The organism is Echinicola arenosa (genome assembly GCF_014841125.1).
Lineage (GTDB): Bacteria > Bacteroidota > Bacteroidia > Cytophagales > Cyclobacteriaceae > Echinicola > Echinicola arenosa.
Genome location: NZ_JACYTQ010000001.1, coordinates 1024908 through 1039364, shown reverse-complemented (window position 1 = coordinate 1039364; position 14457 = coordinate 1024908). Strand labels below are relative to the sequence as shown.

Annotated in this window: 12 protein-coding genes; 5 read left to right on the top strand and 7 right to left on the bottom strand. The window is 39.6% G+C overall.

All coding sequences use genetic code 11. The features are described from left to right. Nucleotides 1-4 precede the first annotated feature (4 nt). The 6 genes from porD to IFO69_RS03875 all read right to left on the bottom strand — a co-directional run bounded on the left by porD (nucleotide 5) and on the right by IFO69_RS03875 (nucleotide 6083). Nucleotides 5-907 carry a type IX secretion system protein PorD gene (porD, locus tag IFO69_RS03900; RefSeq protein WP_192008494.1) on the bottom strand — a complete coding sequence of 301 codons (903 nt, stop codon included), beginning with the start codon at nucleotides 905-907 and terminating at the stop codon, nucleotides 5-7. A 42-nt stretch (nucleotides 908-949) separates the two neighbouring features. Beyond that, nucleotides 950-2164 (bottom strand): bifunctional phosphopantothenoylcysteine decarboxylase/phosphopantothenate--cysteine ligase CoaBC, encoded by a 1215-nt coding sequence (gene coaBC / locus IFO69_RS03895; protein ID WP_192008492.1) that lies wholly within the window; start codon nucleotides 2162-2164, stop codon nucleotides 950-952. A gap of 9 nt (nucleotides 2165-2173) precedes the next feature. Beyond that, on the bottom strand, nucleotides 2174-2494 hold the full coding sequence (locus IFO69_RS03890) for a DNA-directed RNA polymerase subunit omega (protein ID WP_192008490.1): 321 nt from the start codon (nucleotides 2492-2494) through the stop codon (nucleotides 2174-2176). Between the two features lie 31 nt (nucleotides 2495-2525). Continuing rightward, entirely contained in the window at nucleotides 2526-3470 is a 945-nt protein-coding gene (locus IFO69_RS03885; protein ID WP_192008972.1) for an outer membrane protein assembly factor BamD, read from the bottom strand. A gap of 70 nt (nucleotides 3471-3540) precedes the next feature. Next, a complete protein-coding gene (locus IFO69_RS03880; protein WP_192008488.1) occupies nucleotides 3541-4257 on the bottom strand; it encodes a T9SS type A sorting domain-containing protein in 717 nt (238 codons plus the stop codon). Nucleotides 4258-4427: 170 nt separating this feature from the next. Then, nucleotides 4428-6083 (bottom strand): OstA-like protein, encoded by a 1656-nt coding sequence (locus tag IFO69_RS03875; RefSeq protein ID WP_192008486.1) that lies wholly within the window; start codon nucleotides 6081-6083, stop codon nucleotides 4428-4430. 49 nt (nucleotides 6084-6132) lie between these two features. Between IFO69_RS03875 and tilS the strand changes: the two genes are divergently transcribed. The 5 genes from tilS to IFO69_RS03850 all read left to right on the top strand — a co-directional run bounded on the left by tilS (nucleotide 6133) and on the right by IFO69_RS03850 (nucleotide 13695). Further along, entirely contained in the window at nucleotides 6133-7455 is a 1323-nt protein-coding gene (gene tilS / locus IFO69_RS03870; RefSeq protein WP_192008484.1) for a tRNA lysidine(34) synthetase TilS, read from the top strand. Nucleotides 7456-7461: 6 nt separating this feature from the next. Then, nucleotides 7462-7977 carry a Crp/Fnr family transcriptional regulator gene (locus IFO69_RS03865; protein ID WP_192008479.1) on the top strand — a complete coding sequence of 172 codons (516 nt, stop codon included), beginning with the start codon at nucleotides 7462-7464 and terminating at the stop codon, nucleotides 7975-7977. A gap of 184 nt (nucleotides 7978-8161) precedes the next feature. Beyond that, nucleotides 8162-9100 carry a malate dehydrogenase gene (gene mdh, locus IFO69_RS03860; RefSeq protein ID WP_192008478.1) on the top strand — a complete coding sequence of 313 codons (939 nt, stop codon included), beginning with the start codon at nucleotides 8162-8164 and terminating at the stop codon, nucleotides 9098-9100. A gap of 138 nt (nucleotides 9101-9238) precedes the next feature. After that, nucleotides 9239-11962, top strand: coding sequence for a hypothetical protein (locus IFO69_RS03855; RefSeq protein WP_192008477.1), 2724 nt, complete (start codon nucleotides 9239-9241; stop codon nucleotides 11960-11962). Nucleotides 11963-12039: 77 nt separating this feature from the next. Continuing rightward, nucleotides 12040-13695, top strand: a complete 1656-nt coding sequence (locus IFO69_RS03850) for a mechanosensitive ion channel family protein (RefSeq protein WP_225443971.1) — start codon at nucleotides 12040-12042, stop codon at nucleotides 13693-13695. A gap of 1 nt (nucleotide 13696) precedes the next feature. On the opposite strand, the gene IFO69_RS03845 is transcribed toward IFO69_RS03850, so the two are convergent. After that, entirely contained in the window at nucleotides 13697-14407 is a 711-nt protein-coding gene (locus IFO69_RS03845) for a VTT domain-containing protein (protein WP_192008474.1), read from the bottom strand. Between the last annotated feature and the right edge of the window lie 50 nt (nucleotides 14408-14457).

Below are 14457 nucleotides of genomic sequence, written 5' to 3'. Positions count from 1 at the left end.
CCAGCTATCCTTTTAGGATGTCATTGTATTTTCTGGCATTGTTAGGGTCTACTTTTAGTAGAATGCTCACCGCCTGTTCTTTGATCTCATCGGGAGCATTTTTAAGAATTTTGCTGATCTCATCAGATTTAGCATCCATAAAGGTAATGGTCAGGATACTGTTAGGTTGGGTTCTGTTTACCTCTTCCAGTTTTTTCAATGCTTCCAGGATGTTCTGATAGGCTTCCGCTGGCTTTTTGGTAAGTTGATCCATTCCTAAACGGTGCATCAGGTAGTAAGCGTCCCTAACAGGTCTGGTTACTTGGGCGCTGTAGAGCTCGTCGATCAACCAATAACGGTTTCTTTTATTACTTGGGTTTTGCTCCCAGCCCGGGCGGGAAGATTGCTGCGCATTGGAAACGATATTATTGGCAATTTCAAAATAAGGCTCACCTCCTTCTGGAGCAAAAGTGTCGTAATCAATGCCAATGACTATATAGGCATAATAGGCAAGCAAGGAAGTGATTTCACTTAAATGAGAATATCTGTTAAATTCCATTGGTTGGGACTCCAAAAACTCGAAGCTCCAATTTCGATCCACAAAATTAAAGGCCAAGCTTTCATAGCTGGATCCATAGACTGGCCTTACGGCTTGGATCTGAACAGTTGCTTCAAAGAAACCGACCTGGGGCATATCATTGATCGTTACCAGCATGTTCCCTTTGATTCTTTCTTCAGGATCAAATTGGTCATTGGTCCAGCTTCTTCCATTGAGGAATTGCTCGAAGGAGTTTTTCATCTGGTCAAAGATGTCTTTATTCTGGGTTCTCGCCCGGTCACTGTTGATCGTTACGGTAAAGTTGAGTTCTTGTGCACTTACTTTTGAAGTAAGGATAATGAAAAAGAATAAAGATAATTTGAATCTCATAGGTACTTGGTATTGCTTTAAAGTTAAAAAATAAACTTGGAATCAAATTTTCTTAAGCAATTGTTTTTTTAGGGTGTCAACTATCAGTTTAGCGATGTCGGTTTTGGGTAAGAGGACAGACACAACCTTCTCTCCCGTTCTGAGGTAAATGGTTATCTTATTTGTATCATGCTTAAAGCCCGATCCACGGTCTCTCATAGAATTGAGCACGATCATGTCAAGGTTCTTCTTCCTTAATTTGGCTAGAGCATTCTCCTCTTCTTGTTGTGTCTCCAATGCAAACCCAACATGGGTTTGGTTCGAAGCTTTTCGTTCTCCCAAGCTAGCGGCAATGTCCACATTCTTCTTTAGAGTGATGGTCATTCTTTCGTCTGACTTTTTAATCTTTTCACTAGCAGGTTCCATAGGAGCATAGTCTGCTACTGCTGCGGCAAAGATACAGATATCGTTTACTTCATGATGTGACAGTGACTCACCGAACATTTCCTGAGCACTAGTGACAGGTATGGTGCGGATATTAGGGTGGTTTACTTTAGACTGGCTTGGTCCAAGGATCAAGGTAATGGAAGCTCCCCTTTTGGCGAGGTTTTCTGCCAAGGCAATGCCCATTTTTCCACTGGAATGATTTCCAATAAACCTCACAGGGTCTATGGCTTCTTGTGTTGGTCCTGCAGTAATCAAAACTTTTTTACCGGTAAAATCATTTTGATTAGTGCCGAAATGCTTTCTGACGTAATCAAGGATGTTTTCTGGCTCCATCATTCTGCCTTGTCCGCTTAAGCCACTAGCAAGCTCACCACTTTCAGCTTCTAATATGACATTGCCATATTCTTGAACTTTAGTTAAATTGATCTTAACGGAAGGATGTTGGTACATGTCCAAGTCCATTGCTGGAGCTAACATGACAGGGCAGCGGGCAGAAAGATAAGTGGCAGTGAGCAAATTATCTGAGTTGCCATTGGCAAGTTTAGATAAGGAGCTGGCGCTTAAAGGAGCAATTAGAAAAAGATCAGCCCACAGTCCTAGTTCTACATGATTATTCCATTCACCGGTTTCGTTTTTGTGAAACTGATGATAGACAGGTCTCTTGGAAAGTGTCGAAAGTGTAAGGGGGGTAATAAAACCAAGAGCTGAAGTGCTCATTATAATTTGCACTTCAGCTCCTTCTTTGACCAATAATCTGGTCAAGTGAGCTGCTTTATAGGCGGCAATGCTACCTGTTACGCCAAGTAATATTCTCTTGCCTTGCAGCTCCATAGTTTGATTTTAAAGTTCTTCTTCGCTGTTTTCCTCTGGGCGACGGAAATGTACTTTTCCTTCAATGAATTCCTCCATAGCCAAAGTAGATGGCTTAGGCATTCTTTCATAGAATTTAGAAATTTCGATTTGCTCTTTGTTCTCAAATACTTCTTCCAAGTTGTCTACAGTGGAAGCGAATTCAGAAAGTTTGTTGTTTAATTCTTCTTTTGTGTCCAAAGAAATCTGTTTGGCTCTTTGAGAAACAACATGAAGAGACTCATACAAGTTACCTGAGATTTCAGCGACCTTGTCAAGGTCTCTTGTGATGATTGAAGGATTAACTGCCATATTGATATTGATTTATTTGCTTTGGAATTGATTAATTGGTGCCTTCCGGAGTTGCTGTTGGTGTTACTGATTGCTCAGTTTCTTTTTCTTCTGCTTCTCTTTTGGCTTTTGAAGCCTGTTCTAACTTCCTGATTTCATCGTACTGCTTTTTCAGACTTTGGTGCTCAGAAAGCTCCGATTTAGTTTTTTCAACAAGCGTATTGACTTCATTATTATAAAGACTCTTTGGGAATTTTCTTTTGAAGTTGTCACCGAATTCAAGTGCTTGGTTTAGGCGTTCTTCTTTTTTGGTGAAAATACTTCTTTCTGCATAGGCACTGCTTACTTCGACAAGTTTGTAAGCCAATTCTTCATTGTGCTCACTGTTAGGATAGGTCTTGGCAAAGTTTTGGAAGTTGACAATGCATGCAAGGTAGAATTGGCCAGGGAAAAGCCCTTCTGTCAATCGGTAATACATTTGGGCTTCCTCGTATGCTTTTTTCTCAAATCTTTCCTGTAAATCATTGATCATGGTCATAGCCCTTTCATAGGAGTCCGACTGCGGGAATCGATTGATAAATTGCTGGATGGCCGCTACTGCTTCTCTACTACTTTTTTGATCCAGATTGTAGTCTGGAGCGTCCATGTAAAGGGAATAAGCATGCATGAAAAGGGCTTCCTCTGCCATTGGACTACGGCTATAGCTTTCAAAGAAAGTGTTGAAATAGCTTGCCGCTTCAATGTATCTTTTCAACCTAAAATGAGCATAGGCATAATTGAACTGTGCCAATTCTGACTTTTCACTTCCCCTAATAACCGGCAAAACCTTATCATAGAGAATAATGGCTTTGTTATATTCTCCTTCCTGGTAATATTCGTTCGCGGCGGTATATAGTTCGTCCCAGTTGGTGCTTTTTTCAAGTTTATAGAACCTGCCACAGGCACCAAGTGCGATAACCACTACTAGAAGTAATGTATGCTTAATTGTCTTCTTCATCATTTTCAATCTGCAAATATAAGGGAATTTGATTCTGTATCAAAGTTACTTTAAGGGTATGTGAGGGAGCTTATTTTTTGACAACGAGCTTTTTGGTAACAATATTTTTACCATCAACTATTAAAGTATAAAAATAAACCCCGGGATTAAAGTCACTCACATTAATAAGGAGTGTTTTCTGCTGAGGGGAAAGGGTGAGCTCTTCAATAGGGTTTCCAATAAAGCTATTGATGAGCAATTTGATCTTTGCATCAGGATTTTTAATTTGATAATCTATTTGAGCAATTTTATTACTTGGGTTGGGGTAAACACTGCCAAATGAAATGTCTTTATGATTGACTTCTTCTTCATCTTGCGGTGCGAATATTTCGTAAACCCCTTCAATAATGAATACATCTCTTAAGTTTTCTACATTAGAGAAATGTAAATCAAAAGTACCCTTGGTTTCTGTTATGCCTGAGTGAAATTCAATGTACAGATCTGTATATACTTCTCCTGGCTCTAGGTGGATTTTTATTTTAGCCAAATCTTTTCTTGGGTCAAAACATACATCGCCTAAACAGATCTTGATATCTTGTGAAGATCCAATTTGCCCGCGCATAAATTTCAAAACGTAGTCATTGGCTTTGTCTGAATCATTTTGAAGAATGACGGATTTTCTTTGGGTATTGTTGATTTTTCCGGTGAATTGGGTTTTATCACTCAGTACGCGCACCTGTCTAGCCTCAGCAGTGGAAAGCTGAAATAAGATAAAAATTATGGTGAAAAGCGATAAAAAATTTTTCATGTAAATGTTATGCCAATATGATGTTTGTTTAAATGTGGGTATTCCTAAATCTTATACGTATAAAAATACCGATAAGATTCGTTCTTTTAAAGGAATGGCGGTTAAAAAATGTTAAGCCTTGTGAAATTTTTTTTAAGCGGTTTCGTTTTGCTCTGATGGCTTGGTCAAGTTTAGGGTTTTTTGGATGTATTGGACTCTTTTTCAACCCATTCGTTTATGATAGTTTGTATTTCGTCTTCGTCGGGATAAGGGATTCTGATGTTGGGCTCATTAAAAAGATTCTTACGATTTTCGTCTTTTTTACTTGGGGTTCGCCACATGTTGATCATTTCCATGGACGGCTTTTCTTCGATTCTCCAAACAAAACCTTCCAGCATGGTGTTTTCTTCTTTTAGCAGGTGAGGGGGGATGAAAGAAGCCTCGGGGTTGATGGTGTGGTTGATGCTGGAAACATTCCCTTTTTCAAAGTGCATGATAATTTTACCGCACAGCAAAGTATTTACCCCTTGTAATGTGGTGTCATTTTCGAGAGCGAAATACAGAGATTCTCCATTCCCCTCAACATCGAGTTTTGTCATTTCACCTTCTGCAAAAAAACCGGTCATTTCACGGCCTTTGATTTGGTTGAAATTGGCAATCGTGTCAGAGGTGATAGCGAATGCATTGTCTTTCAAGAAGGCACGGTCAATGTCTTCATTGGCAATCAGAAAGTGGATGCTATCAGCTGATATTTGGCTTTTATTATTCCATAGAAGTGGGTCCCCGTAAAGATAAATTGTGGAATCGGAATAAATATAGACGGTAGAATCTGCTCTGCCTGAAAGCTCTCCTTTGATAAGTCGGGTATTGGGAAAAGCGAGCATTCTTCTTTCCTCAACTAGTTCGCTGTCTTTGCTGATAAGCGTGTCCGCGGTCATAAACAGAGTGTCCGATTCAAAATATTTTTGAACCAAGGCTTTACCATATACCTCAGAGTATTTTTCTTCTTCCCAATATTTGCCGAAATCTCCAAAAACCTCAATATTTCGTTCTTTGTTGAAAATACTAACATCTTCTTTGGCTTCATAGTATTTCTTGTTTTCATCATAAAAGAGTTCTTTGCCAATAACGCGGCTGGTTTCATTTTCCACATCTCCTTCGTAGAAGCGAAAAAGCTTGTTTTGTGTGTCGTAGAAGCTGCCTTTTTGGGCGTTGAGCTCATCTCCTTTGGTGGAGAGTATATTGGTTAGACCTTCTGTTTCTGCAGTTTTTGGTTCGGTATAGTAGAACAATGTGTTTGATTTTAAGGTGTACTCGGGGTTGACCAAAATGACATTGTCTCTGAAAGTAATCTTTTCTATTTGGGTTTCGTACCTGCCTGTTTGGCTGGTCAGAACATTGGTGGAATCAACCACTTTTCCTGAGTTGAAATAGTCGGCTATTCCTGTTTTTCTATTGTAGTCAAGAAAGTCTGTATACAGCGTGGTGGAGCTTTTCTTAAAAACTACATTATCCCTAATTTTGACAAGCTGAGTATTGCCATCGTAATCGGCATACCTGCTGGTGCTGGTCACTGTATCTTTTGGATTATCGATTTTTACATGACCAAAAAGTTTTGCTTTGTTTTCTTTTTCATAAAAATAAGCAGAGTCGCAGTGGATGATGGTGCCTTGGTGATTCATAATCACGTTATCAATAAGCCTTTGAATGGCTCCTGCTGCCTGCAACCGGTCTGCTTGGACAATTTGAATTGTTCTGGTGGTTCCTTGGTTTTGGGCTTGAGCAACTTTTAGACTCAAAGTCAAAAAAAGGAATATATATAGGTATGTGAAATTCTTTTTTAGCATTCTAATTTTAATCAACGACAAAATTAATCAAAAATGGTATTTTTGGTTTATGCTTGAGCAGTTTATCAGTCATATACGGACAAAAAAGCTTTTGGATACCGATAAGCAATATCTTTTGGCCATCAGTGGGGGGATAGACAGTGTGGGGCTGGCCAGGTTGTTAAAGAAATCGGCTATACCTTTTCGAATGGCTCATTGCAACTTTGGCCTGAGAGGGGAGGAAAGCGATGGTGATGAGTTGTTTGTCAGAGAGCTGGCTCAAGAGTTGGGGGTGGAGATTTCAGTGAAGAGATTTGAAACTAAAGTACATGCTTCTGAAAAGGGTGTCTCTACTCAGATGGCAGCCAGATACTTAAGGTATAATTGGTTTGAGCAACTCCTTGAAGAGTTCGATTTGGACGGTGTAGTGGTAGCCCATCATGCTGATGATCAGCTGGAGACTGTGCTGCTCAATTTGCTTCGAGGAACCGGTATTGAAGGCATTTATGGAATGTCCGAAATTCGGGATTACATCATTCGTCCGCTTTTGCCTTTCAGTAGAGATGATATTGAGAACTTTGCAGTGAAAGAGCGGTTTGATTGGAGAGAAGACAGTTCTAATAGCGAAAGTACTTACAAAAGAAATTTTCTACGTAACGAGGTTTTGCCATTGATCAAGCGTCATGATGTGTCTTTTGAAGGAAATCTTCGACAAAGTTTTGATCGCTTAAAGGATACAGGCAAAGCGTTTTTTCATTTGTTTGATGCGTGGAAAAAAGTTCATGTCAAGATGGATGGAGAGATACAGTTTCTGGAAAAGGATGGGCTCAAACAGGTTCCCGGAAGAAAATCACTGCTTTACTATTGGTTGAGGGATTATGGGTTCAATAATGCTCAAGTAGACGATATCTTAGATGTCTTGTGGTGTGGAGAAGTAGGGCAGCGTTTTGAGTCCGAGTTATTTATGGTTAATGTGGATCGTGAGTATTTGATTTTGGGCAAGAAAGTAAAAGATTTTGAAGAAGTACTCCTGGAAAAGACAGACTTGGAATTGTCATTTGCTGAAAAGGTCTATGATATTTTGATCTTGCCTATTGGTAGCTCATTGGATATACGGTCGGAAAATGCCATGTTGGATAGGGATAGCTTAAAATTTCCTTTGCTTTTAAGGAAATGGAGGGAAGGAGATCGTTTTAGGCCTTTGGGGATGAGGAAGTTTAAAAAAATCAGTGATTTTTTGATAGATTTGAAAGTACCCATGATCATCAAGAAAGATGTGAAGGTACTTTGCGATGCTGATGGTGAGGTGGTTTGGGTTTTGGGCTACCGCGTAGATGATCGGTTTAAGATTACTCCAGTCACCAAGGAGGTAATGTATTTTAAATTAAAATAGAGGAACATGCTTAACCCTTTTAAGAGAACATATACCGAGGGAGAATTAAAGATTTTTGAATTTTTAGCCAATACCCAGTTTTTTAATACGCTCAGACATTCGGAGATGTATCGATTTATGCCGGCTATCCACCACAGAAAATACCAAAAGGACGAGGTGGTGTTTTTTAGGAATGACCCGAGCCAAGCGCTATATATTGTAAAAAGTGGCATGGTATCATTGAATGTGGATATTAAGGATAATTTTGAAACCATTTTGAGGGTTAGGCCGGGTACAGCCTTTGGGGAAAATGCATTGCTGGACAATGCCAAAAGGATATACACAGCCATGGTAGATTCGGAGGAAGCAGAACTGATGGTGATTCCAAATTATGCCATGAAAGAAGTTTTTGATAGTAGCCCTAAGATCAAAGCCAAGATGCTTACTTCACTAGCGGCCTTTTACAATACCAACAACCACAGACTGTTTTCTTCCTATAGAAGTTCCTTTGGTTTCTTTAACTTAGGCCAAATGTTTGAGTGAGTTTGACTTGGCCAAAAACCAAAAAGGGCCTTGGTTTTTCAGAAGTGTCTGATTTACGATTTTGAAGGCGAAAAGGCAGCGAAATACCTCAACTAATCAAGGGATTGCTTTATAAAATAGGCTTTCTTTAATATCTTAGCGGAGCTTTTCAAAAGTTCAATAAAATTATAAAAAATCATAAATCATGACTAAAGTAACCGTAGTTGGTGCCGGTAATGTTGGGGCAACTTGCGCTGATGTTTTGGCATACAGAGAAATCGCCGAAGAGATCGTATTGGTAGATATCAAAGAAGGTGTAGCAGAAGGCAAAGCGCTTGATATTTGGCAAAAAGCTCCTATCAATGCTTATGACAGCAGAACAGTGGGAAGCACTAACGACTATACTAAAACCGCTAATTCGGATGTAGTGGTAATCACTTCAGGTCTTCCTCGTAAGCCAGGGATGACACGTGACGATTTGATCGAAACCAATGCTGGCATTGTGAAGTCTGTTACTGAAAATGTTATCAAACATTCTCCAGACGCAATTATCATCATCGTTTCTAACCCTCTTGATGTGATGACTTTCCAAGCACACATCACTTCTAAGTTGCCACGTACCAAAGTAATCGGTATGGCCGGTATTTTGGATACTGCAAGGTATAGGGCATTTATCGCAGAAGAGTTAAATATTTCTCCTAAAGAAATCCAGGCGATTTTGATGGGTGGACACGGTGACACCATGGTGCCACTTCCAAGATACACTACCGTAGCAGGTATTCCTGTGACTGAACTGATCGAAAAAGACAAGCTGGATGCGATCATCGAAAGAACCAAATTCGGTGGTGGAGAATTGGTGAAATTGATGGGGACTTCAGCATGGTATGCTCCAGGATCTGCAGCAGCTCAAATGGTGGAAGCCATCGTTAAAAACCAAAAAAGAGTATTCCCAGTGTGTATCAAATTGGAAGGTGAGTACGGAATTGATGACTGTTACTTAGGTGTACCAGTTATTTTGGGTAAAAACGGTATTGAGAAAGTGATCGAACTTGATCTAAATGAAGAAGAAAAAGCGTTGTTGGAAACTTCCAGATCTCATGTAAAAGAGGTGATGTCTGTATTGGAGAACCTTGCGACAAAGTAATTTCTTTTTGATCTAAAAAGATACAAATCCCGGCCTCAGGTCGGGATTTTTGTTTTTGGCTGGATTATAATTTGAAAGTACAAAAGCTTGTTTTTATTTTACGTTTATATGTAAATCAAAATATTTGCCTACTAGAGTATGTTGAAGCGTTTATTGGTAGTTTTACTGATTGTGATTTTGGGGGTGGCAGCTTACCTTTTCTATAGTTCAAGAGCTTTTACGGAAGAGTTAGATGCTGTTGATTTGGTTTCGGACGAAGCCATTTTTGTATTTGAAACGGATGAGCCTGTTCAGGTTTGGAACCAATTGGTGAGTCAGCCTATTTGGAAAAGGTTATCGGCGGTACCTTCCTTAAAGGGAGTGGAAAAGCAGCTGGTGATGTTGGATAGCCTTACCGGAAGATCGGGGAAATTGGAGAGTTCTTTAAGCGGCAACCAGTTTGTGGTTTCTTTACATCCAACAGCCAAGTCAGAGTTTGATTTTTTGTTTTTGACTGCTTTTAAGGACAAAAATCAAAACGATTTTATTAATTCCATCAAAAACAGGGTGGACGCCTCTAGCTTAAATACAAGGAACTATAGTGGAGAAACCATTTACGAGTATAATGACCAAGAGCAGCAGACAAGGCTGTCCTATGCCATGCTGGAGAATGTGGTGGTTGCTAGTTACAATTCATTTTTGATCGAAGAAGCCATTCGTTACCTCAAATCCGAAAATTTGAGGAGTTTTAAAGATGCTTATCGAGAACTGTACGACTCCAAGCCTAAACCAAAGGATGGTCTGGGGATTTTTAGAATAGGAAGCCAAGGAGTCGCCACTTTTGTCAAAGGAATTGTCAAAAACGAGAATTTGGATTTTATCAATAACTTTTCCCAACTCCAACTATCAGCTAATCTCGAACTGAAATTTGCGGAGAACAAGGTGTTTTTGGACGGTTTTACTTTTTATAAGGATGGGGACAAAATGGACTTTGCTAATGACAAGCGTGGAGGGGGAAGTCTTTTTAGTAATTATATTTCCAATAGAACAGCCATATACTATCAGTACAATATCAATGAAAGTGAGCAGGTAGAGGCCTTGCATAATTATGCTTTTGAACCAAAAAATACCTTTAAAGGGGATGTGGACAAGTATGTGATTGGAAAGGGTTTTTTGGAGGGGTTGTCTGGAGAGATTGGCTTTATGATTTTGGAAGAACTGCCCAATATGGAGATGGATAAGGTCCTGATCATGAAGACAGCTGATCTTGAAGCACAGATGGGATTATTGAAATCTTTTAGTTTAGCATTGAGTGAGGGAGATTCATCTGAATTGATCAATGACTATTATAAGGAAAATGAAGTGTTTCAGATAAATCAACCCGAATTTCCTGCACACCTTTTTAATGGCCAGTTTAAAGGATTTACGCGCACCTACATTACCCAATATGATGACATGGTCGTAATGGCCAATAATATGAAAGCAATTAAGGTTTTTGTGGATGATATCTACAATGACAATACTTGGGGAAGATCATTGAACCAAAGACGTTTCTTGGATGGAGTATCCAAAAATGCCGGTTTTAATTTTATTATCAATATCCCTAGGTTCTGGAATACCCTTCTGGATGATAGTTCACCGGACTGGCAAGCGCTATTCCAGAAATATGCACCTCAACTTAAGTCCATTGACTTGATGGCTTTGCAGCTTAGTGAAGTGGGCAGCAATCAATATGTGAACTTAGAATTGGGCTATAACCTGAATCCAATCAAGTCTGTCCAGGATATACTGTTGACAGAAAGCATGGGCTTGCGTTTTAGTGAAAACCTGATTTATGGCCCAAAAGCCATAGAGAACTTCAATGACAGAAGCACAGACTTTGTGGTTCAAGATGAAATGAACAATATCCACTTTTTCAATGACGAAGGAGAAAGGATTTTTGACAGGGGGCTTGAAGGAAAAATTGTCAGTGATATTTTTCAAATTGATTATTATAAGAACGGGAAATTGCAGATAGTATTTGCTACGGAAAATGCAATTTATGCATTTGACCGATTGGGAGAGGCGTTGCCGGGGTACCCTATCCGGTTGCTGAATGACGGAGCCATTACTCATATGAATTTGGTAGATTATAACAATACTAAAAATTACCGGTATTTTGTGGCGGCTTCAAATGGTGATCTGTATTTGTTCGATAAAAAAGGAAATAACTTAGAAGGGTGGACACCTAGGAAGACTTCTGGAAAATTAGCGACTGCCCCATCCCATTATAGGCTTTCAGGAATAGGGGATTATATGGTAGCCATGAATCAAAACGGAGAATTGTACATTATGAATAGGCGCGGGGAATTACAGACGGGAGGTCCTGTTAATTTAGGGGAAGGAGTTTCTACCGATTATGTTTTGTTACAAAGAGGAGATCAAGGAGAATCGCAGTTGGCGACCATTTCAGCGGAGGGAGAAGTGGTTCGTGTTAATTTTAATGGTGAGCTCACTTTTCGGAACCAGCTCTTAAGGCCAGATAAAAGCCCTAAATTTAATTTAATAAAGGATCAGTTAGGTGACCAATACTTACTTGTTATTCATGAGTTTAATAGTGTTTCGGTGATGAGCAGTGAAATGGAGGTGCTTTTTGAAAAGAATATGACCTCAGAAGATCTCGACTTCCAGTTTTTCTCTTTTGGATCCGACAAAAATATTTTTGTCATCACGGACCAAGTACAAGAGTTCATTTATCTCTATAACCTCAATGGTGAATTGCTCAATACCAGACCAATCAATGGTAGGGGAGAGATAGAAGTAAAGTATTCAGGAAGTAAGAATGAATACAGTATCTATGCGATTCATCAAAATCAATTTGCGACTTATAAGCTGCCCTTATGATTGGCTGTGGGATCAAGTCGCATAAATGTGTAGTTTTGTCAAATATTCAACATAGATCAATTATTATGAGGTTTCGAATGAAGCTTTTCCTCCTTGGAATAGCGTTTGTTTTTACCAATAATCTTTTTGGGCGGCAGGCCATGGTTGAAGATCCCCTTCAATCTATTAGTGATACAGTTTCTTATTTAAACTTGTCTTCACCTTACCATACCACCTTGACTTTCTTTCATAACTTGGAAGAGGAGAATTATAAGCCCGGTTTAGCTGCCAAGACTTTGGGCGGCTATGAAATGGACACAGATAATGCCATTAAACAGGTGGTCAAATTGAAGCAGATCTTTGATGGGAGAGGGGTGTATGTGGATATGGATGATGTCCCCAACGAAACTCAATATGCTGATTCTGCTCATAGCTACCAACAAAAATTCTATTTTGACACCCATAGGCTTCCGCAGATATTTTTGGAAAAGGTAGGGGATGATTGGAAGTTTTCCCGCTTTACAGTATCTCAAATTAATGAGATACACAAAGAGACTTATCCTTACGGTACAGATAAACTTCTGAATTTATTGCCAAAGATTGGGCAGCAGAAATATTTCGGGCTGCACTTATGGCAATTGTTTGGGATATTTATTTTGCTCCTGTTTGTTTTTACGGCCCATAAGCTTTTTACCTTCATTGTAGATAGGGGTCTTTTTCATGCTTCTAAAAGTGTGGGGTATAAGCATGTGGCTGAGAAGTATTTACTGCCTGTCGCTAGGGTAATCAGTATTTATTTTATTGTGTTGCTGATGGATATTTTTATCCGTGTCTTGCAGTTGCCCATCGAAATCGTTTCTTGGATTGCTTTGTTATTGAATGCAGCTAAGCCTTTTATTATCACCATAGTTTTCTATAAGCTGGCGGATTTGCTTTCTGCGTATTTTGAAAGGCAAGCTGACAAGACAGAATCCAATTTGGATGACCAGTTAGTGCCTTTAGCTAGAAAGACCTTAAAGGCTTTTGTGATAGTAATTGGTTCCCTTTTTATTTTGAAGGAGGGTTTACAAGTGGATATTTGGCCTTTTTTGACAGGTCTATCTATTGGTGGTTTGGCCTTTGCTTTGGCCGCCCAAGATACCATAAAGAATTTCTTTGGCTCGGTAATGATTTTTATTGACAAGCCATTTCAAGTGGGAGACTGGATTACCAGTGGAGATGTGGATGGTACTGTTGAAGAAGTTGGTTTTAGGTCGACCAGGGTCAGGACTTTTAGGAATTCCCTGATGTACATTCCAAATGGTCGCATAGCCGATGCTACAATTGATAATCATGGCTTGAGACAATATCGAAGGTTCTACTCAACCATTACGGTTACTTACGACACACCTCCTGAGTTGATCAATGTTTTTGTAGATGGTTTGAGGGAAATTGTGAAAAGCCACCCCAAGACCAGAAAAGATTATTACAATGTCTACTTTAACAACATGTCCGCATTCAGTTTGGATGTCATGTTTTATGTGTTTTTCGAGGTGCCCACTTGGGGAGATGAGCTACAGGCTAGACATGAGGTGTTGATCCAAATTGTGAAATTGGCCAAGGAGCTAGGGGTCAATTTTGCATTCCCTACCCAAACCTTGCATATGGAAACATTCCCGGAAAAGAAAGGACTGTCTCCTGTTTATGAAGATAACATCGATACTTATAAGAAAAGGTTGGATGCGTTTATCCAAAAGGAGATGCATAAGAAGTAAGCTAGGTTTTGGAGCGGTCTGACCTAAAAAAACGGATAATTCCCCAAATGCTTAGGAAAAGCAATACTAAGAAAAGGAAGCCTTCAAAGCTTCCTTTTTTATTTGACAGGGCTTCTAAAATTGATTCAGCCATAACTCCAATTCCAAAGGCCATTAAGGTTCTGGGAAGCATGCCGAAAAGTCCATAAACCAAGACATTTTTCCAACCTGTTCGGAGTAAGGCAAAGAGCAAATTGGAAAGGGCGAAAGGAATAACAGGACTGATCCTGACAAAGAATATTAAAGTGCCCATTTTGTTTCTTTTTCCTCTCACTACTTGGGCAGCTTTTGGGTAATTTTCTAAAAGGATGCCCAAGCTGTTATGGTCTACTTTTAGCCCGACAAAGTAGCCTAAAAGGCTGGCCAGAGAATAGGCAATAACCAAAAAAGGAAAGGCAGTCCAACTCCAAAAAAGACCAGTGATTATAGCCAATAATGTGGTAGGGCATAAAGCGAATCCCATCATGACGCTGCCGATTAATATAAGCCCTAAGCCGCCAAAGAAGTGGGGCACCATCAAGGGAGATGTGTCTGATTCGTAAAGAAAACTCAGCAAAAGAGAGCTTCCAATAATGGGTATGATCATCACCCATAGCAGGGCAAAGGCCATGGCTGGGCTATCTTTATAAATTAACTTTAAGCGATTGAAAAGGCTGATACTTTGAAGGGGCATTTTTGAGTCAGATCTACGCCGAAATTAGATAATTTATTTTATTTGCTTCT